The organism is Variovorax endophyticus (assembly GCF_025376855.1).
Taxonomy (GTDB): Bacteria; Pseudomonadota; Gammaproteobacteria; order Burkholderiales; family Burkholderiaceae_C; genus Variovorax.
The window spans coordinates 228,261-253,546 of record NZ_JAHUTH010000005.1; the positions used below are offsets into that span (position 1 = coordinate 228,261).

The following is a 25,286-nucleotide window of genomic DNA, read 5'->3' on the forward strand; positions in this document are numbered from 1 at the left end:
GACAGCCGAACGCATGCATTTATGCTCGGCGCATGGGTGAATTCGACCTGATCCAACGCTATTTCCAACGCCCCGCCCTCCGTTCCCCGCTGGGCGTGGGCGACGACTGCGCGCTGCTCGCGCCCGCGCCGGGCATGCAGCTCGCGGTCTCCTCGGACATGCTGGTCGAGGGCCGGCACTTCCTCTCGACCGTCGATCCGGCGCGGCTCGGCCACAAGGCGCTGGCGGTCAACCTCAGCGATCTGGCGGCCTGCGGCGCGAAGCCGCTGGCCTTCACGCTCGCGCTGGCGCTGCCGGGCGTGGACGAAGGCTGGCTCGAGGGCTTCTCGCGCGGCCTGTTCGCGCTGGCCGACGAGCACGGCTGCGAGCTGGTGGGCGGTGACACCACGCGCGGCCCGCTCAACCTCTGCATCACCGTGTTCGGCGAGGTGCCGGCCGGCGCGGCGCTGCTGCGCTCGGGCGCGCGCGCGGGCGACGAGCTGTGGATCAGCGGCACGCTCGGCGATGCGCGGCTGGCGCTCGAGAACTTCCGCGGCACGCTGTCGCTGCCGGGCCCGCTGTTCGAGCGCACGCGCGCGCGCATGGAGCAGCCCGCGCCGCGCGTGGCGCTGGGCCAGGCGCTGCGCGGCATCGCGAGCGCGGCGGCCGACGTGAGCGACGGCCTCGCGGGCGACCTCGGCCACATCCTGCGCGCGAGCCGCGTGGGCGCGACGCTCGACGTGGACGCCGCGATGCACTGCATCGCGGCCGTGGCCGACGGCTCGGCCGCCGCCGCGGGGCTGGAACGCGACACGCTGCGCGCGATGGCGATCTCGGGCGGCGACGACTACGAGCTGGTGTTCACCGCGCCGGCCTCGGCGCGCGCGGCGGTGGAACAGGCCGGCCGCGACAGCGCGACGCCGGTCACGCGCATCGGGCGCATCGATGGCGAGAGCGGGCTGCGCTTCGTCGATGCCGCGGGCGCGCCGGTGGCGCAGCGCTTCGGCTCCTTCGATCACTTCGCCTGAACGCCAGTCCTCCTCACAGCGTGCGCTTGAGCACGTCGAGGAACTGGCGCGCCGCCTCCGACAGCGTGTGGCCGCGCTTGGTGACCACCGAGATGTCGCGCGAGACGCGCGGCGCGCTCAGCAGCTTGATGACCAGCGAGGGATCGCCCGCCGCGCGCGCGAAGGCCGAGGGCATGATCGACGGCCCCATGCCGCAGGCGGTCATCCACAGCGCGGTCGAGAGAAAGGACACCTCGTGCGCGACCTCGAGCGCCACGCCCGCATCGCTGGCGGTGCCGTCGATCAGCGGCCGCACGCCATAGCCGGGCCGCACCGTGATCACCGGATGGCGGCCGAGGTCGGTCCAGCGCACCACGCGCGCCTGCGCCAGCGGATGGTCGTCGCGGCAGACCAGCGCGAGATGGTCGCGCAGCAGGCGCTGCGTCTCGACCTCGGCGCCGGGCCGCTCGGGCGTGCCGATGCCGAAGTCCACGTGCTCGCCGAGGATGCGCGCGATGAACTGGTCGGGCGCGCAGTCGCTGACCACCACGCGCACCTTGGGATGCTGCCGCTGGAACTCTCCGATCGCCTCGGGCAGCAGGAAGGAGGCCAGGGTCGGCGTGATCGCGATCGAGACGCGGCCGCGCTCGAGCGTGGCGAGGTCGCGAAAGCCGGAAGCGAGCGCATCGACATCGCGCAGGATGCGTTCGGCCGCCGGCAGCATCTCCTGCGCGGCGGCCGTGGGCTTGAGCGAGCGCGTGGTGCGGTCGAACAGCCGCGTGCCCAATCCGTCCTCGAGCTGGCGCAGCAGCATGCTCACGGCCGACTGCGTGACGAACAGCCGCTGCGCCGCGGCGCTGAGCTGCCGCAGCTGGTAGACGGCGAGGAAGGCGCGCAGCTGGCGGATCGTAGGACTGAAGTTCGCTTTCATCAGGAAACATGATATTTGGTTCTGAATTTCTTGATTTACGAATGAATGCGCCCATCGTTCAATCGGGCGCCAGAACACGGATGCACATTCAAGGAGTACCGATGACCGCAACGATCGCCCGCGGCGCGATGCAACCGCCGCGCAGGCAATTGCTGCTGGCCGCGGCCGCCGCGCTGTGCGGCGGACCCGCTTTCGCGCAGGCGCCCGCGGCGGGCGCCTTTCCCGACAAGCCGATCCGCGTGGTCGTGACCTTCCCGCCCGGCGGCAGCGCCGACGCGGTGGTGCGCATGCTGGTGCCGCGGCTCAACGAGAGGCTGGGCCAGCCGGTGGTGGTCGACAACCGGCCCGGCGCGGGCGGCAACGTCGGGCTCACGCTGGTGGCCAAGGCACCGGGCGACGGCTACACGCTGGGCGTGGGCGCGGCGGGCGCGCTCGCGGCCAACGCGAGCCTCTATGCGCAGATGCCCTTCGATCCGCTCAAGGACTTCAAGCCCGTGGGCATGCTGGCCGCGATCCCGTTCGTGATCGTGGGCCATCCCTCGGTCGCGGCGCGCACCCAGCGCGAGCTGATCGCGCTCGCGAAGTCGCAGCCCGGCGGGCTGTCGATCGGCCATGGCGGCAACGGCACGGCGATGCACCTGTCGGCCGCGCTGTTCGCGCAGATGGCCGAGGTCAGGCTGGTCGAGGTGCCCTACCGCGGCTCGGGCCCGGCCGCGCTCGACGCGCTCGCGGGACAGGTCCCGGTCGCGGTGGTCGACCTGCCCTCGGCGCTGCAGCAGATCAAGGCCGGCAAGCTGGTCGCCTTCGCGGTCACCAGTCCCGCGCGGCTGCCGATGCTGCCCGAGGTGCCGACGGTGGCCGAGGCCGGCCTGCCCGGCTACGACTCGACCGGCTGGTTCGGCGTGGTGGCGCCGGCGGCCACGCCGGCGCCGGTGGTCGCGCGGCTCAACGCCGAGATCAACGCGGCGCTCGGCGACGAACAGATCAAGGCCGCGATGCGCAACCTCGGCGTGGAACCCGCGCCGGGGTCGAGCGAGGCCTTCGATGCCTACATCCGCGCGGAGACCCGCAAGTGGGCGCAGGTGATCCGCACCGCCAACATCAAGCTCGAATAGATCCCGTGCGCATGAAGAACGACCTCGATCTCCAGGCCGACGTGCTGATCGTCGGCGCCGGCCCGGTGGGCCTCTCGCTCGCGATGGACCTGGCCTCGCGCGGCGTCAGCACGATCGTGTGCGAGACGCGCGCCTTCGCCGAGCCGCCGAACGTGAAATGCAACCACGTGGCGTCGCGCACCATGGAGCAGTTCCGCCGCCTGGGCGTGGCGCAGAAGCTGCGCGACGCGGGCCTGCCGGCCGACCACCCGAACGACGTGGTGTTCCGCACCAGCGTGACCGGCACCGAGCTCGCGCGCATCCCGATTCCCTGCCGGCGCGATCGCTACACCGAGACCGAGGGACCCGACGCCTGGTGGCCCACGCCCGAGCCGCCGCACCGCATCAACCAGATCTACCTCGAGCCGATCCTGCTGCGCCACACGGCCGCGCTGCCGGGCGTGACCCTGCTCAACCGCACGCAGGTGGCGGGCTTCGTGCAGGACGCCGAGGGCGTGACGGCGATCGCCACCGACCTCGACAGCGGCGTGACGCGCAGCCTGCGCGGACGCTACATGGTGGGCTGCGACGGCGGCAGCTCGGCGGTGCGCAAGCAGATGGGGGCGAAGCTCGAGGGCACGGCGGTGATCCAGCGCGTGCAGTCGACCTGCATCCGAGCGCCCGGCCTGCGCGCGCTGATCCCGGGCAAGCCCGCGTGGTCGTATTACGCGATGAACCCGCGCCGTTGCGGCACCATGTTCGCCATCGACGGCCACGAGACCTGGCTGGTCCACAACCACCTCAATGCCGAGGAGCCCGAGTTCGATTCGGTGGACCGCGACCGCTCGCTGCGCGAGATCCTCGGCGTCGGCCCCGACTTCGAGTACGAGATCCTCAGCAAGGAGGACTGGGTCGGCCGCCGGCTGGTGGCCGACCGCTTCCGCAACGGCCGCGTGTTCCTCGCGGGCGACGCCGCCCACCTGTGGGTGCCCTACGCGGGCTACGGCATGAACGCCGGCATCGCCGACGCGCTCAACCTCTCGTGGCTGCTCGCGGCCAGCGTGCAGGGCTGGGCCGACGAGGGCATCCTCGACGCCTACGAGGCCGAGCGGCTGCCGATCACCGAGCAGGTCTCGCAGTTCGCGATGGACCATGCGCAGAAGATGATCCGCGCGCGCCGCGCGGTGCCCCCGAACATCGAGGCGCCCGGCCCCGAGGGCGACGCGCTGCGCGCCGACATCGGGCAGGAGGCCTACGAGCTCAACGTGCAGCAGTTCTGCTGCGCGGGCCTGAACTTCGGCTACTTCTACACCGGCTCGCCGATCATCGTGCCCGACGGCGAGCACGTGCCGCCGGCCTATTCGATGGGCGCCTTCACGGCCTCGACCGTGCCGGGCTGCCGCGCGCCGCACTTCTGGCTGGCCGACGGCCGCTCGCTGTACGACGCCTTCGGCCCGGGCTACACGCTGCTGCGCTTCGACCGCAGCGCCGACGTGCGCGCGCTGGAACGCGCTGCCGACACCTACCGCATGCCGCTCACGGTGCTCGACATCGACGCCGCCGTGGTGCCGCCGGCCTACGCGCACCGGCTGGTGCTGTGCCGCGCCGACCAGCACGTGGCCTGGCGCGGCGCCTACATCCCGGCCGACGTCTATGCGCTGGTGGCGCGGCTGCGCGGCGAGCCGCAGCGCGAGCGCGCGACCAAGCGCGCGCTGCCCTGGGAAGGCGTGCTGGCCTAGGAATCAGCGCGCGTGGCCGACACCACGCGCCGCGCCAGCAGCACCACCAGCGCCGGCGCGATCGCGAAGCTCGCGAACAGCCACACGGCCGCCGAGCGCGCACCCTCGACGCCGCCCGGCTGCGTGAGCCCGGCCGCGTTCGCCACCAGCCCGGCCACCGCGGCGCCGACCGCCATGCCGTAGAGCTGCACCGTGGTGATCGAGGCCGAGGCCAGGCCCTCCTCGCCGGCCGGCGCGCGCGACATCACGCGCGTCAGCAGGTGCGGCCAGCCGATGCCCACGCCCAGCCCCACGGCCGCCAGCGCGAGCGCGACGGCCAGCGTCTCGAGCCCGGCGGGCAGATGCCCCGGCGCCGGCAGCAGCACGGCCAGCGCCGCCAGGCCCAGCGTGCAGACCACCGGGCCGGCGCGCAGCATGCGGTCGGCCCCCGCGCCGCCGCGCCCCGACGAGAGCAGCGAGCCCACGCTCCAGCCGCCGGCCATCGCGGCCGTGAGGTAGCCGGCCGCGAGCGGCGTGTGGCCGTGCAGCAGCTGCAGGAAATAGGGCACGAAGATCTCGGTGGTGGTGCCGATCAGCAGCAGCGCCACGCTGGCGTAGATCGCGCCCAGCGGCGCCGCGATCGAATAGGCGCCCGTGGGCAGCAGCCGCACGGCCGAGGCGCGGTCGACGCGCGTGGCGGCGATGCCGAGCGCCAGCCCCAGCGCGACGCCCGCGGCCTGCGCCGGCAACGAGGCGCCGAACTCGCTGGCCGCGATCACCAACACCGAGGCCAGCAGCAGCGCGATCTGCGGCAGCGCGATGCGCGGCGCGCTGGCGGGGCGCTCGTGGCGCACGCCGGCCGCGGGGCGCAGCTGCAGCGTCACCAGCAGCGCCTGCGCGGCCGCCACCGGCAGCAGGGTCCAGAAGGCCCAGCGCCAGTGGCCGCCCTGCGCGAACAGCCCGCCCACCGCCGGCCCGCACAGCGTGGCCACGCCCCACATGCCCGACACCAGCGCCACCGCGCGCGGCCACAGCCGCGGCGCGAACACCAGCTGGATCAGACCGTAGCTCAGCGCCGCCAGCAGCCCGCCGCCCAGGCCCTGCACCGTGCGGCCGGCCAGCATCCACGGCATGGCCGGCGCGAGCGCACAGCCGATGGAGCCGGCGCTGAACACCGCCAGCGCCGCGAGGCAGGCGCCGCGCGGGCCCAGCACCGCGAGCAGGCGCACCGACAGCGCCGCGCCGAGGATCGAGCCGAGCACGAACAGCGTGGTGCTCCAGGCGTACCAGTCGAGCCCGCCGATCTCGCGCACCACCGAGGGCAGCACAGTGGTCACGATGTGGACGTTGACCGCATGCAGCGCGACGCCGCCGGTCAGCGCGAGCGCGCGCCAGCCGTTGCGGCCGCTGAAGAGTTCGCCCCAGCCGGCGGTGGCCGGCGGGTCGGCGCGGGAGCGGTCGAGGGAGGGAGAGGAGGAAGAGGCCATGATGGAAGCGGCGGCCCGATGGCGCAGCGCCCGGGCCCGGATCTGGAAGGTGCCCGGATACTAGGCCCGCGCCTTGAATTAAACAAGTAATTGCTTTGATAAATAAAAACGAAGGCGGCGCCCGCCGCGGCAAGATGCGCGACACTCCCGGCTGATGCACGCCGCCGTTCCCGTCTCCGATCCCGCCCGTCCGATGCCCACTTCCGGCGCCATGCCCCCGCCCTCCATCCGCCGCCCGAGCGCGCGCTTCCTGTTCTCGCATCCCGCGCACTTCATCGGGCTGGGCCTGGGCTCCGGCCTGTCGCGCTTCGCGCCCGGCACCGTGGGCACGCTGTGGGCCTGGGCCGCGTTCTCGGTGATGCAGCACTGGCTGTCGCCGGCCGCCATCGGCTGGATCATCGGGGTCTCGCTGCCGCTGGGCTGGTGGGCCTGCACGCTGACGGCGCGCGACATGAACCTGGCCGACCCCGGCGCGGTGGTGTGGGACGAGGTGGTCGCGTTCTGGATCGTGCTGTGGCTGGTGACGCCGGCCGGCCTGTGGGCGCAGACCGTCGCCTTCGCCCTGTTCCGCTTCTTCGATGCCGCCAAGCCGGGCCCCGTGGCCTGGGCCGACGGCCTGTTCAAGCCGCGCGATGCCGCGCCGGTGCGCTGGTGGCACGCGGGCTTCGGCATCATGCTCGACGACCTGGTGGCGGCCTTCTGCGCGCTGCTGGTGATCGCGCTCTGGCGCGCCTGGTGAGACCCCGACCCATGGAATCCTCCTTCCCGCCCCCTTCGTCGCAGGACCTCGACACGCCCGAGCTGGTGGAGGCCCTGGCCGGCCTGCTGCTGAAGAAGGGCTGGCTGCTGGCCACCGCCGAGAGCTGCACCGGCGGCCTGATCGGCGCCGCCTGCACCGAGCTCGCGGGCTCCAGCGCCTGGTTCGAGCGCGGCTTCGTGACCTACTCCAACGCGGCCAAGACCGAGCTGCTGGGCGTGGACGCCGCGCTGGTCGAGGCGCACGGCGCGGTCAGCGAGCCGGTGGCGCGCGCGATGGCGCTGGGCGCGATCGCGCATTCGGCGCCGGCGCGCGTCGCGGTGGCGGTCACCGGCATCGCCGGCCCCACCGGCGGCACGCCCGACAAGCCGGTCGGCACCGTGTGGTTCGGCTGGTCGGTCGACGGCCAGGTGCGCACCGAGCGGCGCCGCTTCGACGGCGACCGCGCCACGGTGCGCGCGGCCACGGTGCGGCATGCGCTGCACACGCTGGTGCAACTGCTCGAAGCCCCGAGCGCGACCTGATCAGGCCAGCGCGAACTCGCCCAGCGGCCGGCGCGGCGCGGGCGGCACCAGCGCCATCGGATAGCCGATCCGGCACAGCAGCTGCAGCGTGCGGCCGCGCGCGTCGCGCGGCGGCGGCAGGCCCAGCAGCATCTCGTGCGCCGCCGCGTGGTGCGCCGCCATTTCCGCGAACTCCTCGAGCGGCTGGCTCATCGGGTGCATGCCCAGCCCGAGGTCGGTGGCGCGCAGCTGCTGGCGCAGGTAGGCGCGGCCGGCGTTGAGCTGGTCGGTGCGGCTGTTGCCCGCGCTGCTGATCCAGGCGAAGCCCATGGCCGTGCCGGCCTGGTCGGCGTAGAGCGCCAGCGTGCGCTCGAAGGCACGGCTGCCCTCGCGCGCGGGCACCTCGCGGTCGAAGCGGCCCAGCGCCACGGCCAGCCGCAGCGCGGGATCGTTGAGCGAGAAGCCGTCGCGGTGCGCGAGGATCTCCTCGGGGCCCACGCGCAGCAGCCGCAGGTTCTCGCGCGCGGTGTTCGGCGTGGCGATCTCCACCCGTGCCGCGGCCAGGCAGAGCCGGCGCAGCGGCAGCACGCGGCCCATCTCGACCGTGCCGTCGGCGCGCAGCGCGCTGCCGTTGGGCACCGCCGCGAGCACGCCCTGCAGCAGCTCGGCCGAGACCGGCCGCGCGGTGTCGAAGCGCTGCTTCGGCGTGCGCCGGCGCAGCACCTGGGAAAACAGCGGATCGGGCGTGCCGCCGCTCGACAGCCGCAACCGCGCCACCGGCAGGTGGCCCCACTGCCGCGGGTCGGCGGGCAGCTCTCCCTGGGGCCACAGCTGCACGCTGGCCGCCACGCCCTGCTGGGCCAGCGCCATCACCAGCAGCTCGAGGAAAGCGCCCTGGCCGATCACCGCCTGGCGCCCGAAGGGGTCGGTCTCGGGCAGCAGGCGCTCGCGGTCGCAGTACAGGACGATCGCATCGGGCTCGCGCAGGTCCACGCGCCAGGGCTGCCGGTTGTAGGCCGAGGGCGCGGTCACCGCATAGGCGAGCGCGCGCCGGCGCACGTCGGGCTCGTCGCCCGGACCGTTCCAGATCTCGAGGGCCGCGGCCGGCATGTCGTCGTGCAGCCACCAGGTGGCCAGTGCCGCGGCGCCCGCGGCCAGCACCACACCGCCTCCCAGCAGCCGGACAAAGTTTCTTCGCTCGTCCATGCCGGGAATTATCGGAAGGCGAAACTCAGATCACAATTAGACAACCATTGACAACAGATATTCAGAATTGAATACCCCATGCGGCGCGGCACCGACCTCGATTTCGACTGGCGGCTGATCCGCTCCTTCCTCGCGGCGCTCGACAGCGGCAGCCTGCTGGCCGCCTCGCGGCTGCTGAACGCGAGCCAGCCGACGCTGGGGCGGCACATCGCCGAGCTCGAATCGCAGCTCGGCGTGGTGCTGTTCGAGCGCACCGGCCAGGGGCTGCAGCCCACGGCCATGGCCACGCAGCTGGCCGAATCGGCGCGCGTGATGGAGAACGGCGCGCTCGCGCTGTCGCGCAGCGTGGCCGGCGCCAACGCCGCCACCGCGGGCACGGTGCGGCTGTCGGCCAGCCAGGCGACGGCGCGCCACCTGCTGCCGGCGATCCTGGCGCGCATGCGGCTGGAGCTGCCCGAGATCCAGATCGAGCTGGTGGCCAGCAACGAGGTCAGCAACCTGCTGCGGCGCGAGGCCGACATCGCGCTGCGCATGACCCGGCCCGAGACCGCGAGCCTGGTGGCGCGGCGCGTGGGCCGCTTCGCGCTCGGCGCCTTCGCGCAGCGCGACTACCTGCGCCGCCGCGGCACGCCGCGCCACTGGACCGACCTGCTGCGGCACGACCTGCTGGGCTACGACCGCGACGAGAGCATCCTGCGCAGCTCGGCCGAGCTCGGCGCGCCGCTGCAGCGCGAGGACTTCTGCTTCCGCACCGACGACGTCAGCGTCTACTGGGAGGCGCTGCGCCACGGCATGGGCATCGGCTTCGTGGCCGAATCGCTGGCGCGCAGCGACCCCGAGGTGGTGCGCGTGCTGCCCGCGCTCAAGCTGCCCGCGCTGCCGGTGTGGCTGGCGGTGCACCGCGAGGTCCGCACCGACCGGCGCATCCGCGCGGTCTATGATTTCCTGGTGCGCGCCCTTCCGGCCGCGCTCTGACCTTCTTCCCCCACCACCGCGCTCCCGGCGCCCGAGGCCCCATGACAGCCACCACCAACGCGCAGACCATCGAGCGCTTCTACGGCGCGTTCGCCCAGCTCGACGCCGCCACCATGGAAGCCTGCTACGCACCCGACGCGGTGTTCGACGACGAGGCCTTCTCGCTGCGCGGGCGGCGCGAGATCGGCGGCATGTGGCGCATGCTGTGCGAGGCCACGAAGGCCAAGGGCGCCGACGTCTGGCGCCTGCGCCATCGCGACGTGCGCGCCGACGAGCGCGGCGGCAGCGCCCACTGGGACGCCCACTACCGCTTCAGCGCCACCGGCCGCCTGGTCGACAACAGCATCGACGCGCGCTTCGGCTTCACGCCCGAGGGCCTGATCGCCACCCACCGCGACAGCTTCCCGTTCTGGACCTGGTCGCGCCAGGCGCTGGGCACGCCGGGGCTGCTGCTGGGCTGGTCGCCGATGCTGCGCAAGAAGGTGCGCGCCACCGCCGCCGCCAACCTCGCCAGGTACCTCGCGAGCCGGCCCGCCTGAACACGACCATTGCAAGGACAACCATGAGCACCGACGACAACGCCCCGATCCTCTCGAACAACGAGGCCGAGCACCGCTACGAGGCCCGCATCGGCGGCGAGCTCGCCGCGCTGGCCGAATACAACCTGCTGACCGACGCGATCATGTTCACCCACACCGAGGTGATGCCCGCGCACGAGGGCAAGGGCCTGGGCTCGAAGATCGCGAAGCACGTGCTCGACGAAGCCCGCGCGCGCGGCCTGCACGTGATCCCGGTGTGCCAGTTCATCGCGGGCTACATCCGCAAGCACCGCGAGTACGCCGACCTGGTGCGGCCGGACATCCAGCGCGCGTTCAAGATCTAGCAGCGCGCTCGCCGTCAGGCGCCGGCAGCCAGGCGAAGGCCGCGATGCCCGCCAGCAGCAGCACGGCGATGGTGGCCAGCACGGCCGTGAGCGGATCGCCGCCGTGCGCCACCGCCACCGAGGCGGCGACGCCCGTGCCCCACTGCATCAGCGCCACGCCCATGAACATCGCCATGGTGAAGACCGCCATCGCGCGCCCCGTGAGCGCCGCCGGGTAGGCGCCGCGCACGTCGGCGTACTGCCAGACGATGAAGCCCGAGAGCAGGCCGATCAGCAGCATGCCGGCGATGTCGAGCCAGGCCGAGTGCACGAAGGCGATCAGCGCGAACAGGCCCGTGTAGGCCAGCGCCCAGAGCACGATGCGGCGGCGCCGCGCGGCGGGATCGGCGCTGTCGAGCCGGCCGAACAGCGGCGCGCCGACCAGCGAGATCACCGACACCGCGAGCGCGACGTTGCCGCTCTGCACCAGCGAGAAGCCGTGTCGCTCGATCATCAGCGGCCCGAGCCAGAGCCCGCGCAGCGAGATGAAGGCGGCGTAGGTCACGCCGCCCAGCACCACGATGCCCAACGTGTGGCGCAGCATCAGCAGCGCGCCGAACTGGCGGATCGCCTCGGGCACCGACTCGCGCCGCGCCGGCACGGCCGCCGCGGGCTCACGCACCCAGTGCCAGATCGCGAGCCAGGCCAGCGCGGCCGCCAGCGCCAGCAGCACGAAGCCGGCGCGCCAGGAGTGCGCCTGCACCAGCCAGGCCAGCGGCGTGCCCGTGACCAGCATGCCCAGGCCGCCGATCGCCAGCACCAGCCCCGAGACGGTGGCGAAGCGCTCGGCCGGGAAGTGGCGCGCGATGAACACGGTGCAGACCAGGAAGGCCGGCGCGCAGCCCACGCCGATCAGCGCCTGGGCCAGCACCAGCACCAGGTAGTTCGAGGACAGGGCCGACAGCAACGCGCCCGCGATCGCGACCGGGAAGGCCACCAGCACGGTGCGCCGCACGCCGTGCAGGTCGATGCCGATGCCCATGAACAGCTGCATCGCGCCGAAGGCGAAATGGAAGGCGCCCGAGAAGATGCCCAGCGCCTGCGGCGACAGGCCGAACTCGGCCTGCAGCGGGCTGGCCATGATGGCGCCGACGGTGCGGAAGGCCTGGCTCAGCGCCACGCCCGCGCACAGCGCGAGCACCATGGCCCAGGCCGCGCGCGCGTTCAGCGCCGCGGCCGGTGGTGAAGCGGTACTGGCGCCCTCAGCCGGCACCGTGGCACTTCTTGTACTTCTTGCCGCTGCCGCAGGGGCAGGGGTCGTTGCGGCCGGGCGTGGCTTCCTTGCGGAGGGTCTCGACCTTGGGGCCCAGGCTCTTCCAGAGCTGGCGCAGGTCGTACACGGCCCAGATGGCGGCGCCGAAGTCGTCCAGGCGCTGCTGGCTCACGCTGGGCGGGCCGTTCTCGTCGTACATCGAGAGCACCGGCTTGGCCTTGTCGTCCTCGGTCAGCACGACGATGTTCTCGAGCGCGTCGTCGAGCATCCGGGCCGCCTCCTTGTCGCGCGGCGGGGTCCAGTCCTCGGGCCAGTTCTCGACCGCGTACATGAAGCCCAGCGCCCAGACCTGGGCGAAGGAGGGCAGGGACTCGCCGTCCATCTCGGCGCGCTCCTCGGGCGGCAGCATGGCGATGGCGCCGCGGGTGTCGAGCACCTCGGGCTGCCAGCTGCGCTCGTCCTCGAGCGTCTCGACGTCGGCATCGAGACCGGTCTCGATCTCGCGCCAGCGGCGCTTCCAGTGCCAGACGAATTCCATCTGCTGGGCCGGCACGAAGCCATCGCCCAGTAGCACGGGCCAGTACTCCGAGGGCTCGATGACGCGGCGGGTACAAATCAGCGCCGCCATGAAGCCCTCGCAGAACTCCCATTGGGGGATTTCCTCGTCGTGCTCGCGCATCGCGTCGAGCGCCCGGTCGAGGGCGTCGAAGTCGTCGGGACCGAGGGGTTGCAGGTCGGTGGCGGGGGCCGGGCTGGTGCCGGCGGAGTCGGGTGGGGAGGTCGTCATGGCAAGTTCGAAGCAGCCCTCTATGATGCAGCAGGCTTCGGCAGACCCCCAACAACCATGCCCACGATCACTCCATTCCCGGTCCGCTACACCGCCTTCGCCCTGTGCGTGGCCGGTTTCGCGGCCAGCCTGGCCTTCGTCCTGGCCTCCCCCCATCTCTGGTTCGCCTGGATCGCGCTGGTGGTGTTCGCGGTGCTCGCTGGCACCGGCGTGCACGACCTGCGGCAGGCCCGCCACGCGATCCTGCGCAACTATCCGGTGATCGGGCACCTGCGTTTCCTGCTCGAATTCATCCGGCCCGAGATCCGCCAGTACTTCATCGAGAGCGATGCCGAGGCCGCGCCCTTCTCGCGCGCCCAGCGCTCGCTGGTCTACCAGCGCGCCAAGGGCGAGCCCGACAACCGGCCCTTCGGCACCCAGCTCAACGTGACCATCGCGGGCTACGAGTGGATCAACCACTCGATGCAGCCGACGAAACTGGCCGGCCACGACTTCCGCATCGTGATCGGCGGCACGCCGCAGCCGGCCGAAGCCAATCCGGCCCAGGTCTGCACGCAACCCTACAGCGCCAGCGTTTTCAACATCTCCGCCATGAGCTTCGGCGCGCTCTCGGCCAACGCCATCCTCGCGCTCAACCAGGGCGCCAAGAGCGGCGGCTTCGCGCACGACACCGGCGAGGGCTCGATCTCGCAGCACCACCGGGTGCACGGCGGCGACCTGATCTGGGAGATCGGCTCGGGCTACTTCGGCTGCCGCAACGACGACGGCTCGTTCAGCGAGGAACGCTTCATCGCCAATGCGCGCGACCCGCAGGTGAAGATGATCGAGATCAAGCTGAGCCAGGGCGCCAAGCCCGGCCACGGCGGCGTGCTGCCGGCGCCCAAGGTCACGCCCGAGATCGCGGCCGCGCGCGGCGTGCCGATCGGCGTGGACTGCATCTCGCCGTCCTCGCACAGCGCCTTCTCCACGCCGACCGAGATGATGCATTTCGTGGCCCGGCTGCGCGAGCTCTCGGGCGGCAAGCCCACGGGCTTCAAGTTCTGCCTCGGCCATCCCTGGGAATGGTTCGGCATCGTCAAGGCGATGCAGGCCACCGGCATCACGCCCGACTTCATCGTGGTCGACGGCGCCGAGGGCGGCACCGGCGCGGCGCCGGTCGAGTTCAGCGACCACGTGGGCGCGCCGCTGCAGGAAGGGCTGCTGCTGGTGCACAACACGCTGCTGGGGGTGAACCTGCGCCACCGCATCAAGCTGGGCTGCGCCGGCAAGGTCATCACCGCCTTCGACCTGGCGCGCATGATGGCGCTGGGCGCCGACTGGTGCAACGCGGGGCGCGGCTTCATGATGGCCCTGGGCTGCATCCAGGCGCAGAGCTGCCACACCGGCCACTGCCCGACCGGCGTGACCACGCAGGACCCGGTACGCCAGCAGGCGCTGGTGGTGCCGACCAAGGCCGAGCGGGTGCGCAACTTCCACCACAGCACGCTGCACGCGCTCAAGGAGCTGGTGCAGGCCGCCGGCCTCGACCATCCGCAGCAGATCACGGCCCACCACATCGTGCGCCGGATCTCCGACACCGAGGTGCGCCTCTTGAGCAACCTGGTGATGCAGGTGCAGCCGGGCGCGCTGCTGGGCCCGCTCGACGCGCAGCACAACGTGTTCCGCACCTACTGGCCGCTGGCCAGCGCCGACAGCTTCCAGCCCCTGACGCAGGGGGTCCAGGGCACGCAGGAGGCGCTCGCCACGGCGCCCCAGGGGCTCGCACTGGCCGCATGAATCCGCTGCGACGTGGCGGCGCCGGCGCGCGCCTTTCGATGCGCAAGGGCGTGGCCTCGGGCCCGGCCCCGCTGGACGCGATCCCCTCCGCGCCCGCGCCGGGCGACTACGCGGCCTTCCTGCGCGCCACCCTGCCGCGCCAGGCCAGGAACGTGGCCAGCCACCGCTTCGGCGACGAGCGCGTGTGGCTCAAGAAGGCCGGCCCGCGCCACGGCAAGTGGGGCTACCGGGTGATGGCCGCGGTCGCGCGCATGGCGGGGCTGGACATCATCAAGCCGGTGCCCAATCCCGGCGGCGAGGCCGCCATCGCGACCGAGGCGCGCCGGCTGCGCCAGCTGGCCGCGGCCGGCCTGCGCGTGCCGCGGGTGCTGGCCGAACAGGCCGACGGCCTCTTGATCTCCGACCTGGGCGCCAGCGGGCGCGGCACCGTGGTGCTGCAGGAGCGGCTCGACCAGGCCGCGGCCGCCGGCCCGGCCGCGCTGCTCGCGGTCTGGCGCGAGGGGCTGGCGGCGATCGCCACCGTGCACGCGCACGGCCAGCACCTGAGCCAGGCCTTCGACCGCAACCTGGTGCAGTGCCCCGACGGCGTGATCGGCTACATCGATTTCGAGGACGACCCCTCGGAGGTGATGACGCTGGCCGAATGCCAGGCGCGCGACTGGCTCAGCTACCTGCACTCCACGGCCATGATGCTCGAGGCCGCCGCGCCCGATGCCGCCGGCCAGCACTGGCATGCGGCGCTGGCCGAGGTGAGCGCCGACGTGCGCGAGCGCATCGCGAACGCGGCGCGGCGCATGAAGTGGGCGCAGAAGCTGCCCGCGAGCCGCCGCTGGGGCCGCGACACGCAGCGCGTGCGCGCGGTGGCGCGGCTGCTCGGGCGCTGGCACCTGCCGCCGGCGCGCTGAGGCTCGTCAGCGCGGCGTCCAGCGCATCGCGGCCAGCAGGTTGGCGTGGTCGTCGCTCCAGGGCGCGGCCGCGGACGCCTCGATGGGCTCGCCGTGCTCGCGCATCGCCGCGCTCTCGATGAAGCCCGCGTCGCGCGACAGCAGCACGTACTCCGAGGTGTGCTCGAGCGCGGGACTGTCGGCATCGGGCACGTGGTGCACGCGCCGCGCCTGCAGCCCGGCCGTGTCGGCCAGCAGGCGCACCACCGGCGCCAACGCCAGGTGGCGATTGCTGATGTGGAAGGCCACGACGCCGCCGGGCGCGAGGTGCCTGGCATAGAGCGCGAGCGCCTCGCGCGTCATCAGGTGCATCGGGATCGAGTCGCCCGAGAAGGCGTCGACCACGATCACGTCGAAGCCCTGCGGCCCGCGCGCCTCGAGCTCCCGCTGCAGCAGCAGCCGCGCGTCGCCCTGCGCGATCTCGATGGTGGCAGGCGAATCGGCGAGGTAGCTGAAGTGCGAGCGCGCGACCGCCATCACGAGCGGGTTGATCTCGTAGAAGCGGTAGGTGTCGCCGGGCCGGCCGTAGGCCGCGAGCGTGCCCACGCCGAGGCCGATCACCGCCACCCGCTGCGGCTGCGTGCCGCGCGCCGCGATCGCCAGCCCGGCGCCCGAGCCCGGCCCGTAGTAGGTGCTCGGCAGCCTGCGCGCCACCGCGCCCAGGCGCTGCTCGCCGTGCGAGATCACGCCGTGCATCAGCCGCCGCGAGGCGGTGGGCGAATCGGTGGCGCCGAACTGCTCGACGCGCAGCGCGCCGTAGAAGTTGCGCGCCCGCAGCGCGGTGCGCCCGTCGGTCTCGCGCAGGTTCGACAGCGTGAACCAGGCGACCGCGGCTGCCGCGAAGGCGCCCATCAGGCCCGCGCCCGCCGACCAGGAGCGCGCGCGCCGCGCGGTGTAGGCCACGGCCACGAGCGCCAGCGCCGCCACCATGGCGTGGTACACGCCGCTGGAGACCGCGACCGAGGCCAGCCGCAGCCAGGCCGCGAAGCCCGCGACCACGCCGAAGGCGAACCATGGCCACGGGCCGCGCTGCTGGCCGCGCGTGAGCCACAGCATCAGGAGCCCCGGCAGCGCGAGGCACAGCGGCAGTTCCCAATAGCCGTCGAACAGATGCGGCGCGGCCACGCCCGCGAACAGGCCGCCGAGCGCGCCGCCGACCGCCACCATCAGGTAGAAGCGCGTGAGCCGCTCGGGCGCGGGCTTCGCGCGCGCGAGCTCGCCGTGGGCGAACATGCAGACCGCGAACAGGCCCAGCGCGTAGAGCCCCACCGCGGCGGCGATCGGCAGCGCGCGCTGCGCGGTGGTCGGATACCAGCCCATCACCGGCACCAGCAGCAGCACCGCGGGCCAGAACACGGCGCGCCGGTACCAGCGCTCGCTGTCGAAGCACAGCACGAACGACAGCAGGTACAGCGCGAGCGGCAGGATCCACAGCAGCGGCACCGAGGCGATGTCCTGCGTGATGAAGGCCGAGACCGCGAGCAGCGCCACCGTGCCGAGCGCCGACAGCAGCAGCCACAGCAGCTGGTCGCGCCAGCCGGGCGGCGCGGCCGGACGCGCGGCGGGCGCGGCCGCGGGCGCCTCGCCCGCGCACCGCTGCCAGCGCGCCACCGCCCACAGCGAGCCCATGGCCAGCAGCGCGAACAGCACGAAGCCGGCCGACCAGGCCAGCGCCTGGGTGCGCAGCGCGAACACCGGCTCGATCGCGAACGGATAGGCCACCAGCGCCGCGAGCGCGGCCAGGTTCGACAGCGCGAACAGCCGGTACACGCGCGTGCGCCGCTGCGCGTCGTGCGCATGCAGCCGCGCCACCCAGCTCTGCACCAGCGGGCCGGTGGTGCACACCGCGAGATAGGGCAGCCCCACCGTCGCGGCCAGCACGGCGAGCACGCCGAGCGAGGGATCGCCCTGCCCGTCGGGGCGCCATGCCGCGCCCGGGATCACCGGCAGCGTGGCGCAGGCCGCGAGCAGCAGCAGCGCATGCACCGCCGCCTGCGTGCGCAGCGGCCGCCGCGCGAGCCGCTCGGCATAGAAGTAGCCGGCCAGCAGCAGCAGCTGGAAGAACACCAGGCACAGCGTCCAGACCGCGGCCGAGCCGCCGAACCACGGCAGGATCTGGCGCCCCACCATCGGCTGCACCAGGAACAGCAGGAAGGCCGACACGAAGATGGTGGCGGCGCACAGGCCGGCCGCGCGCGCGGACGAGACCGGCACGCTCATCCGCCGCCGCCCGTGCTGCCGTCCGGGCTCGGCACGTTGTCGAGCTGGCCCTTGACCGAAGCGTCCCAGATCGCCGGGCAGAAGGCGTTGCCGTCGCCGACCTTGTCGGCCAGCGCGTCGAGGCCGCGTGCCGCCAGCTGAGTGGCCCACTCGGTGCTGTTGTTGCGGATGAAGGCGCTGACGTTGGTGATCGCGTCGCCGGGCGCCTCCAGCACGTTGGTGCCGGTGTTCTGGCTCCAGGCCGGGTCCCACTGGATGCCGATCGTGCGGTCGGCCTGCGGGCCGAAGGCATAGAACGGGTGCCAGTAGATCGGCGACTCCATGCCCACCACGCCCTCGGCCGTGAGCGGGATCTTGCCGTTGGCGATGTAGTAGGCCTCGAGCTGGGTGAAGCGGAAGTCGCCCGCGGGCGCGGTCGCGCCGTCGGGCGACAGCAGCTTGAACCAGGCCTCGGCCACGAACTGGTAGCCCTGCAGCGCCTTGAGGATGATGCGGTTGGCCACCGGGATGCCGAGCCGGTAGCCGTAGTGCACCTTCAGGTGCAGCACGCTGGTCTCGCCCAGCGTCTTGTTCGAGGCCGTGCCGCGCAGCTCGGCGTCGGGCGGCGTCGGATCGTTGATGCCGGCCGCCGTGCCCATGGCCTTGGCCTTGTAGTCGTAGGGCAGCGGCTTGCGGTAGCGCATGGTGTCGTTCGGTATCTGCACGATCCAGCGGTGCTCGCCGAAGTTCTCGATGAAGGCCCAGTCGACGAAGGTGGTCTGCGTCGGGTTCAGGTACTCGATGCAGGCCGACTCGATCAGGTCCTTGTTGGTCGCCACCCAGCCCGAGAGCATGCCGCCCACGCTCGACTCGCGCACCTGCAGCGGCATCATCCCCTTCACCAGGCCCTGCCACACGCTGCCGCGCGTGAGCGCGTTGGTCAGCGTGGTGAGCGCGGCGCTGTTGACGGTGCCCACGCCCGGCATGGTCGAGTTGCCGATGCGGAAGATGAAGGGCAGCGGCATGCCGTTGTTCAGCGAACCGGCGCGCGCGGCCTCGTGCGCCGCGTACTCGAGCGTGAGCTTGGCGCGGTAGATCAGGCCGAACTGGACCACGCTGGTCACGAACAGGATCAGCACCGGCAGCGCGATCAGGGTCTCGACCATCGAGACGCCGCGCGCGGGGCGGCGGCGCGTTGCATACGGCGAACGGGTTCGGTGTCGCATGGCTTCCATCTCCTTCTCGTGGTTCCTACCAGCCTTCGAGCAGCAGCCCGGGCCGCAGCGACAGCCGCGCGGCCTGCCCCTCGGCCAGCTCGAGCACGCTGGCCGCGCCCAGGCACAGCGCCATGCGCATCGGCCGCAGCCCCTCGACGATGCGCGCGATGCGGCCCTCGCGGTCGAGGAACACCACGTCGATCGCATAGCGCATGCCCACGGTGTGCACCGAGCTGCAGCGCGTGATCAGCAGGCCCTCGCCGCCCTCGATGCGCGCACGCCCGAGCAGCCCGCGCGTGCGGTCCCAGCCGCGCTCGGCGACGCGCACCGGGCCGAAGGGCGCGCGGGCGGCGGTGGTACGGAGCGAGACGATGCGCATGTCCGGCCTTCAGCGCTGGGTCTCGAGGAACTGCATCACCAGCGGGAAGAAGATGATGATGAAGGTCACCGGGAAGATGAAGATCACCAGCGGCCCGATCATCTTCACCGGCGCCTCCATCGCGAGCTTCTCGGCCTGCTGGAAGCGCTCGGTGCGGCGCTGCTCGGAGATCGCGGTCAGCGTGTCGGCCAGGCTCGCGCCCAGCGACTCGGCCTGCGTGAGGTTCGACACCAGGCTCTTGATGTGCTTGTTGTCGAGCCGCTCGGCCATGGCGTTGAGCGCGTCCATGCGACTCGCGCCGGTGCGCATCTCGCGCATCATGCGGTCGAACTCCTGCCCGAGCGCGCCGCCCGGTCCCTTCTGCACCGCCTGCGCGATCGCGCCGGTGAGGCTCAGGCCGGCCTGGCAGCACAGCGTGATCATGTCGAGGTAGCCCGGCAGCGTGCGCAGGATCTCCTTCTCGCGGCGCTTGCGCCGGTCGCGCATCCACAGCACCGGGTAGTACCAGCCCGCGAGGCACGAGGCCAGCGTGACCCAGACCTTGGTGCCGGCCATCGCGTCGAGCAGGCCCGCGCACCACAGGCCCAGCGCGCCCACCACCAGCAGCGCCACCACCTGCACCGCGATGAACTCCTCGGCCTTGAGCACGAACTCCAGCCCCGCGAGCTGCAGCTGGCGCCGGCGCCGCACCAGCATCGCGGTGGGCGCCATCTCGGAGATGTGGAACTGCAGGATGTTGACCGCGGGCCACACGATGCGCAGCAGCCGCGGCAGCGGGTCCATGTGCGTGCGCTCGGAGGGCCGCGCCTTGCGGATCAGCGAGATCACGTACAGCAGCAGGATCACGCCCGTGGTGGCGCACAGGAAGACGATGGCGAGCAGGATCAGCGAACGCATGGGGCGGCCTCGCGGTGCTCAGATGTCGATCGCGACGATCTTGCGGATCATCAGGTAGCCCAGCAGCAGCATCACCAGCGCCACGGTCATCACCACCCAGCCGATGGTGGTGGTGAACAGCAGCTCCATGGTGGGCTGCATCATGTAGAGCACGCCGCCGAGGAACACCGGGAACAGCGTCATCACCAGCCCCTGGATGCGGCCCTGCGCGGTCAGCGCCTGGATGCGGCCCTCGAGGATCGCCTTGCGCCGCAGCGTCTCGGCCAGCGCCTGCAGCGGTTCCGAGAGGTTGCCGCCGACCTCCTTGGACACGCGCAGCGCCACCACCACCAGCACGAAGTCGGGGATGCCCAGGCGCTGCGCCATCTTCTGGATCGCGTCGTCGAAGCTCACGCCCAGGCGCTGCTCCTTGAGCACCAGCCCGAACTCCTGGCCCAGCGGCCCCTGCTGGTCGCGCACCAGCACCTGCAGCGCCACCGACAGCGCGCTGCCCGCGCGCAGCGCGCTCGCGATGAACAGCAGCGCGTCGGGCAGCTCGGCCTCGATCTGCTTGCGCCGCTTCTTGCGCTGCCAGGCGAACCAGCGCGCCGGCAGCAGGTACAGCACCACCGCCGCCACCGCGCCGCCCATCAGCTTGCCGGTGACGGCCCAGCCCAGCAGGCCGCACAGCGCCACCAGCAGCACGTGGCCCGAGGCGAAGGCCACCGCGTGCTGGGCCTGGAACTCCGAGAGGTTGAGCGTGCGCCGCCCGCTCGACTGCAGCCGCTGCATGAGGCGCGAGGCGAGCTCGGGCGAGCCGCGCAGGAACAGGTAGCCGCACAGCGTGAAGAAGCCCATGCCGCAGAGCACGGAGGCGAACAGCACCAGGGTCTTCATCGCGTCGCCTCCCCGAAGAGGAAGTCCAGGTCGAGCTTCACGCCGTGCTCCTGCAGCCGCGTGAAGAACTCGGGCACGGTGCCCGCGGCCTCGAAGTGGCCCACGGTGCGGTAGTTCTCGTCCACGCCGGTCTTGCGGAAGGCATAGACGTCCTGGAACTGGATCACGCCCTCGGCGAAGCCCGCCACCTCGGTGATCTGCGTGACCTTGCGGCTGCCGCAGGGAAAGCGCGTGAGCTGCACGATCAGGTCCACCGCCGAGGCGATCTGCTCGCGGATCGCGGCCACCGGGATGCTCATGCCGGCCATGGTCACCAGCACCTCCAGCCGCGAGACGGCGTCGCGCGGCGAGTTGCTGTGCAGCGTGGTCAGCGAGCCGTCGTGGCCGGTGTTCATGGCCTGCAGCATGTCGAGCGCCTCGCCGCCGCGGCACTCGCCGACCACGATGCGGTCGGGCCGCATGCGCAGCGCGTTGCGCACCAGGTCGCGGATCGAGATCTGGCCCTTGCCCTCGATGTTGGCCGGGCGCGACTCGAGCGACACCAGGTTCGGCTGCCCCAGCGAGAGCTCGGCCGCGTCCTCGATGGTGACGATGCGCTCGTTGCCCGGGATGAAGTTCGACATCATGTTCAGCAGCGTGGTCTTGCCGGTGCCGGTGCCGCCCGAGACGATGATGTTGAGCTTCTCCTCCACCGCGATGCGCAGGAACTCCACCATCGGCGCGGTCAGCGAGCCGATGCGCTGCATGCCCTCGTGGCCCATGCGGTTCTTCGGGAACTTCCGGATCGTGACGCTGGGCCCGCGCAGCGCCAGCGGCGGAATGATCGCGTTCACGCGCGAGCCGTCCTTGAGCCGCGCGTCGACCATCGGCGAGCTCTCGTCGATGCGCCGCCCGAGCGGCGTGACGATGCGCTCGATGGCGCCGAGCACCGCGATGTTGCTGGTGAAGGCCACGCTGGTGCGCTCGAGGCGGCCGGCGCGCTCGATCCAGATCTCGTCGAAGCGGTTGACCATCACCTCGGTCACGCTCTCGTCCTTGAGCAGCACCTCCAGCGGCCCGAGGCCGATGGCCTCGTCGAGCAGCTGCTGGCTCAGGAGCGCGCGGTCGAGTTCGGCGGGCAGGTCGCGCGTGTCGCGAATGATCTCGGCGATCAGCGCGCGGATGTTGGAGCGCAGCTCCTCGTCCTTCATGTTCGCGGTGTCGACGCGCCGGTTGTCCAGCTGCTGCAGCAGCGTGCGGTGCAGGGTGCGGCGCCACTGCAGCAGCGGGTCTTCCTGCACCGCGGGCACGGCGTCGCGCGAGCGCGTCTCCTCGGCCTCGTGGCCGTCGGCGCGCGGCGCTCGGATCGCGCTGTCGAGCGACACCACCAGCGTGTGGCCGCCGATGATGATCTCCTCGCCGCCCTTGAACGGGCCGTAGCGCGTGACGCGGTTGCCGTCGACCCAGGTGCCGAACAGGCTGCCCTGGTCCTGCACGAACACCTCGTCCTCGTGCAGCACGAACTGCGCATGCTGCTTCGCGACGTTCCAGCCGCTGAGCACGATGCGGCTCGCGGCGTCCTTGCCGACCTGCAGCTCGGGCGCGTCGAACGGGAACTCGCGCACCGGCTGCTGCGGGGAATTGACGAAGACCTTGTGCATGGTGCGCGGCCCGCTCAGGGGGCGATCGGGTTGGCGGGCGAGCCCAGCGGGTTGTCGGGCGCCTCGCTCTCGCGCGGCGGCGCGGGCGGCACCAGGCCGTCGATGCTGGCGGCCGGCGGCGGCGGACGGCGGCGCTCGGGGTCGGAGCGGTCCTCGGTCAGGGTCTCGAAGTTGCGCGAGACGTCGCCCTCGATCTGGCGCGCGCGCTCGATGCGCGGCTGGCTGTACGAGGGATCGACCACGCGCGGCGTGATGAACACCACCACCTCCTGCTCCTTGTCGTTGTCGGTGTCGGCGCGGAAGGCGCGGCCGATCACCGGCGCCTTGCGCAGGCCCGGCACGCCGTCGCTGGAGCGCGTGGACTCGCGGCTCAGGAGGCCCGACAGCACGATGGTCTCGCCGGCCTTGACGTTGAACTCGGTGTCGGTGCGGCGAATGAGCAGGCCCGGGATGCCCTGCACCGCCACGCTGCGGTCGATGCTGCTGACCTCGGTCAGGATGCTGCCCGAGATGTTGCCCTCGCCGTCGGCGATCGGCTTGATGTTGAGCCGCACGCCGTAGGGCTTGAACTCCACCGAGCCCGCGCCCTGCGTGCTCAGCGCGGGCAGCGGGATCTCGCCGCCGGCCAGGAACTTGGCCTCGCCGCCGCTGCGCGTGCTGAGGTTGGGCGAGGCCAGCAGGTAGGCGTTGCCGCGCTGCACCAGCAGGTTGATCTGCGAGGTCAGGCTGGTGGCGAGGCCGAAGTAGGCCTGCGGCGAGCGGTGGCGCTGCGCGAGGAAGGCCGCGCCCTCGGGCGTGCTGGTGTTGAAGCCGGAGTTGTCGGGCAGGATGCGGTAGCGGCCGTTGCCCGCGATGTCCGAGAACAGGCCGAAGTTGAAGCCGTCGCCCGAGCTCTGCCAGCGCACGCCGAGGTCGTCGAGCGCGGTCTTGGTGAACTCCACGATGCGCACCTGGATGTCGACCATGCGGTCCACGCGGATGCGGTCGGCCGTGGCCAGCGACACCGCGGCCGGCGCGTAGAGCTGGGCGATGGTGTTGAGCCGCTCGACCGCGGCCGGGTCGAGGTTGCTGCCGTCGAGGATCACGCGCTCGCCGACGCGGCGGATGTTCACGCCGGTGATGCCGTGCGTGATCTCGCGCAGCTCCTCGGCGATGCGCTCGAGGTCGACCACGTTGACGCGCACCTTGAGCTTGCGCACGCGCCCGCCCTTCTCCCACACGTGCAGCGTGCTGTCGCCCGCGTCCTGCGCGGTGATCAGCAGGTTGGCGCCGTCGAGCACGCGCGCCTCCATCACCTTGCCGCTGCCGATCGCCACGCGCGCCACGCCGGGCATCTTCACCAGCACCATCTGGCCGACGTAGAGCGTGAGCGTCTGCGGCAGGTCCTGCAGCACGGTGGCGCGCTGCGCGATGCGCTGCAGCTCCTCGGGCGTGATCACCGGCGCGACGGCCGGCGGCGGCGCCGGCGGCCGGATGCCGGGCGAGCGCTCGGCGGCGGGCGCGGCGGATGGCGCGGCGAACGGTGCCGCGGAAGGCAGCGACGGCGGCGGCGCGGGGATCGGCACCGCGAGCGCCGCGGGCGCGCCGCCCATGCCGCGCGCGGGCCCCACGTAGGAGCCGCCGCCCGTGATGGTGCCCTCGGCGCCCCGGGCCGCGCCATGAAGGACAAGACACAGCGCGCTCGCTGCCAGGGTGCATCGCTTGAGATTCATTCGGACTTCTTTTCGGAACAACATTCGGAAGCCGCGCCCTCCGCGCGGCCGGCATGGCGGGGAGGCGCTCGCGTCAGCGCACGGGCAGCTCGCCCTGCGGCAGCATCTGGCTCGGGGCGGGCGCCGCACCGCGGTTGCCGGCACCGCCGACGATGTATTCCACGCCCGGGCGCGGCGCCGGACCGCGCGCGGCCACCACCGGGCCGCCGCGCTGCGGCCGGAAGCCGGCCACCACCGCGTCGAGGTCGACCGCGTCCACGCCCGTGTGCATGGTCGCGCGGTCCTCGGGGTTGCGCAGCGCGGCGACGATCTTGCCGAGCCGCTGCGCGAGGATCAGCTTCTGCGCGTCCTGCGGCTGGATCGCGACCGTGACGGTCGAGTAGCGCTGCTGCGCATAGGGATCGGCATCGGCCGCCACGTCGGGCCGGCGGCGCAGCGCCGCGAACTGCTCGGAGGTGATCTGGCCGGTGGCGCGCACCTCCACGTCCTGCAGCAGCGGCACCACCACCGAGGGCTCGCCGCCGGCCGCGGCCGCGCCCTTGTCGACCACGTACATGAAGTCGATGCGGTCGCCCGCGCGCAGCATGCCCGAGATGGAGCTGATCTCGTCCACGGGAATCGTGACGGCGCGCACGCCCTGCTCGATCTCCTGCGCGAACACCTTGCGCGGCTGCGCGAAGAAGGAGGCCAAGAGCGGCTTGCCCGGCGCCACCGGCACGGTCAGCGTGCGGCCCACGAACTGCTGGAAGGTCTCGGGCGTGAGCGCGTCGTTGTGCACGTACTCGTTGGGCACCGAGCGCTTGGCCACCATGTTGGGCATCACGTTGACGCCGTCGGCCAGCCCCTGGCGCGCGACCACCACGTCGCGCCGCTGGCTGTCGGCATCCTTCTCGAGGCTGGCCGCGATCTCGCGCTCGCTGGCGCGCAGGTAGTACCAGCCCAGGCCGGCGGCGAGCACGCCGAGGGCCACCGCGCCGATCAGCGGCGAGAGCCGCCGCACGCTGTGCTTGAACTTGGTGAATCGGGCGGAGGCGGGTTTCATGCGGGAGAAGGAGAGAGGGGGAAGA

23 protein-coding genes are annotated in these 25,286 nt (G+C 72.4%); 10 read left to right on the plus strand and 13 right to left on the minus strand.

Features of this window, described 5'->3' with window-relative positions:
- The first annotated feature begins 32 nt into the window (after positions 1 to 32).
- Positions 33 to 1,007, plus strand: a complete 975-nt coding sequence (thiL, locus tag KV106_RS08960; RefSeq protein ID WP_261209189.1) for a thiamine-phosphate kinase — start codon at positions 33 to 35, stop codon at positions 1,005 to 1,007.
- A 13-nt stretch (positions 1,008 to 1,020) separates the two neighbouring features.
- Here thiL and KV106_RS08965 read toward each other — a convergent pair whose 3' ends face one another.
- Positions 1,021 to 1,917 carry a LysR family transcriptional regulator gene (locus KV106_RS08965; RefSeq protein WP_057593327.1) on the minus strand — a complete coding sequence of 299 codons (897 nt, stop codon included), beginning with the start codon at positions 1,915 to 1,917 and terminating at the stop codon, positions 1,021 to 1,023.
- Positions 1,918 to 2,018: 101 nt separating this feature from the next.
- Here KV106_RS08965 and KV106_RS08970 point away from each other — a divergent pair, with 101 nt between their 5' ends.
- Both KV106_RS08970 and KV106_RS08975 read left to right on the plus strand, forming a co-directional pair.
- Positions 2,019 to 3,032, plus strand: coding sequence for a Bug family tripartite tricarboxylate transporter substrate binding protein (locus KV106_RS08970; protein WP_261209193.1), 1,014 nt, complete (start codon positions 2,019 to 2,021; stop codon positions 3,030 to 3,032).
- 11 nt (positions 3,033 to 3,043) lie between these two features.
- Positions 3,044 to 4,750 (plus strand): FAD-dependent oxidoreductase, encoded by a 1,707-nt coding sequence (locus KV106_RS08975; RefSeq protein WP_057593329.1) that lies wholly within the window; start codon positions 3,044 to 3,046, stop codon positions 4,748 to 4,750.
- Here KV106_RS08975 and KV106_RS08980 read toward each other — a convergent pair.
- On the minus strand, positions 4,747 to 6,216 hold the full coding sequence (locus tag KV106_RS08980) for an MFS transporter (protein WP_261209204.1): 1,470 nt from the start codon (positions 6,214 to 6,216) through the stop codon (positions 4,747 to 4,749). The genes KV106_RS08975 and KV106_RS08980 overlap by 4 nt on opposite strands.
- Before the next feature lie 211 nt (positions 6,217 to 6,427).
- Here KV106_RS08980 and KV106_RS08985 point away from each other — a divergent pair, with 211 nt between their 5' ends.
- Together KV106_RS08985 and KV106_RS08990 are read left to right on the plus strand one after the other, a co-directional pair.
- Positions 6,428 to 6,955, plus strand: coding sequence for a phosphatidylglycerophosphatase A family protein (locus KV106_RS08985; protein WP_057595781.1), 528 nt, complete (start codon positions 6,428 to 6,430; stop codon positions 6,953 to 6,955).
- Between the two features lie 11 nt (positions 6,956 to 6,966).
- Positions 6,967 to 7,497 (plus strand): CinA family protein, encoded by a 531-nt coding sequence (locus KV106_RS08990; protein WP_261209208.1) that lies wholly within the window; start codon positions 6,967 to 6,969, stop codon positions 7,495 to 7,497.
- Here KV106_RS08990 and KV106_RS08995 read toward each other — a convergent pair whose 3' ends face one another.
- Complete coding sequence (locus KV106_RS08995; protein WP_057595777.1) at positions 7,498 to 8,682, minus strand: Acg family FMN-binding oxidoreductase; 1,185 nt, start codon at positions 8,680 to 8,682, stop codon at positions 7,498 to 7,500.
- Positions 8,683 to 8,760: 78 nt separating this feature from the next.
- Between KV106_RS08995 and KV106_RS09000 the strand changes: the two genes are divergently transcribed.
- The 3 genes from KV106_RS09000 to KV106_RS09010 are packed head-to-tail and all read left to right on the plus strand — an operon-like array spanning position 8,761 to position 10,540.
- Entirely contained in the window at positions 8,761 to 9,657 is an 897-nt protein-coding gene (locus KV106_RS09000; RefSeq protein ID WP_057595776.1) for a LysR family transcriptional regulator, read from the plus strand.
- A gap of 41 nt (positions 9,658 to 9,698) precedes the next feature.
- Entirely contained in the window at positions 9,699 to 10,196 is a 498-nt protein-coding gene (locus tag KV106_RS09005; RefSeq protein WP_057595775.1) for a nuclear transport factor 2 family protein, read from the plus strand.
- A 23-nt stretch (positions 10,197 to 10,219) separates the two neighbouring features.
- On the plus strand, positions 10,220 to 10,540 hold the full coding sequence (locus tag KV106_RS09010; protein ID WP_057595774.1) for a GNAT family N-acetyltransferase: 321 nt from the start codon (positions 10,220 to 10,222) through the stop codon (positions 10,538 to 10,540).
- Here the strand turns inward: KV106_RS09010 and KV106_RS09015 are convergent.
- A complete protein-coding gene (locus KV106_RS09015; protein ID WP_057595773.1) occupies positions 10,530 to 11,723 on the minus strand; it encodes an MFS transporter in 1,194 nt (397 codons plus the stop codon). The two genes, KV106_RS09010 and KV106_RS09015, sit on opposite strands and share 11 nt — an antisense overlap.
- Before the next feature lie 58 nt (positions 11,724 to 11,781).
- Entirely contained in the window at positions 11,782 to 12,579 is a 798-nt protein-coding gene (locus KV106_RS09020; RefSeq protein ID WP_261209227.1) for a UPF0149 family protein, read from the minus strand.
- A 57-nt stretch (positions 12,580 to 12,636) separates the two neighbouring features.
- Between KV106_RS09020 and KV106_RS09025 the strand changes: the two genes are divergently transcribed.
- Both KV106_RS09025 and KV106_RS09030 read left to right on the plus strand, forming a co-directional pair.
- Positions 12,637 to 14,355: an FMN-binding glutamate synthase family protein gene (locus KV106_RS09025; protein ID WP_261209228.1), complete on the plus strand. Its 1,719-nt coding sequence runs from the start codon at positions 12,637 to 12,639 to the stop codon at positions 14,353 to 14,355.
- Complete coding sequence (locus KV106_RS09030) at positions 14,352 to 15,260, plus strand: BUD32 family EKC/KEOPS complex subunit (protein WP_261209230.1); 909 nt, start codon at positions 14,352 to 14,354, stop codon at positions 15,258 to 15,260. The genes KV106_RS09025 and KV106_RS09030 overlap by 4 nt, the downstream gene beginning before the upstream one ends.
- A gap of 6 nt (positions 15,261 to 15,266) precedes the next feature.
- Here KV106_RS09030 and KV106_RS09035 read toward each other — a convergent pair whose 3' ends face one another.
- From KV106_RS09035 to cpaB, 8 genes are all read right to left on the minus strand, one after another.
- Positions 15,267 to 17,519 carry a spermidine synthase gene (locus tag KV106_RS09035; protein WP_261209232.1) on the minus strand — a complete coding sequence of 751 codons (2,253 nt, stop codon included), beginning with the start codon at positions 17,517 to 17,519 and terminating at the stop codon, positions 15,267 to 15,269.
- A complete protein-coding gene (locus KV106_RS09040) occupies positions 17,516 to 18,724 on the minus strand; it encodes a TadE/TadG family type IV pilus assembly protein (protein ID WP_261209242.1) in 1,209 nt (402 codons plus the stop codon). Before KV106_RS09040 ends, KV106_RS09035 begins: the two co-directional genes overlap by 4 nt.
- 25 nt (positions 18,725 to 18,749) lie before the next feature.
- Positions 18,750 to 19,094 (minus strand): DUF192 domain-containing protein, encoded by a 345-nt coding sequence (locus KV106_RS09045; RefSeq protein WP_057595766.1) that lies wholly within the window; start codon positions 19,092 to 19,094, stop codon positions 18,750 to 18,752.
- A gap of 9 nt (positions 19,095 to 19,103) precedes the next feature.
- Positions 19,104 to 19,991 carry a type II secretion system F family protein gene (locus KV106_RS09050; RefSeq protein WP_057595765.1) on the minus strand — a complete coding sequence of 296 codons (888 nt, stop codon included), beginning with the start codon at positions 19,989 to 19,991 and terminating at the stop codon, positions 19,104 to 19,106.
- Positions 19,992 to 20,009: 18 nt separating this feature from the next.
- Positions 20,010 to 20,867 carry a type II secretion system F family protein gene (locus tag KV106_RS09055; protein WP_057595764.1) on the minus strand — a complete coding sequence of 286 codons (858 nt, stop codon included), beginning with the start codon at positions 20,865 to 20,867 and terminating at the stop codon, positions 20,010 to 20,012.
- Positions 20,864 to 22,507: an ATPase, T2SS/T4P/T4SS family gene (locus tag KV106_RS09060; protein WP_261209256.1), complete on the minus strand. Its 1,644-nt coding sequence runs from the start codon at positions 22,505 to 22,507 to the stop codon at positions 20,864 to 20,866. The genes KV106_RS09055 and KV106_RS09060 overlap by 4 nt, the downstream gene beginning before the upstream one ends.
- A 14-nt stretch (positions 22,508 to 22,521) precedes the next feature.
- A complete protein-coding gene (locus KV106_RS09065) occupies positions 22,522 to 24,219 on the minus strand; it encodes a type II and III secretion system protein family protein (protein WP_261209258.1) in 1,698 nt (565 codons plus the stop codon).
- Between the two features lie 73 nt (positions 24,220 to 24,292).
- Positions 24,293 to 25,261, minus strand: coding sequence for a Flp pilus assembly protein CpaB (gene cpaB / locus KV106_RS09070; protein ID WP_261209261.1), 969 nt, complete (start codon positions 25,259 to 25,261; stop codon positions 24,293 to 24,295).
- Positions 25,262 to 25,286 lie beyond the last annotated feature (25 nt).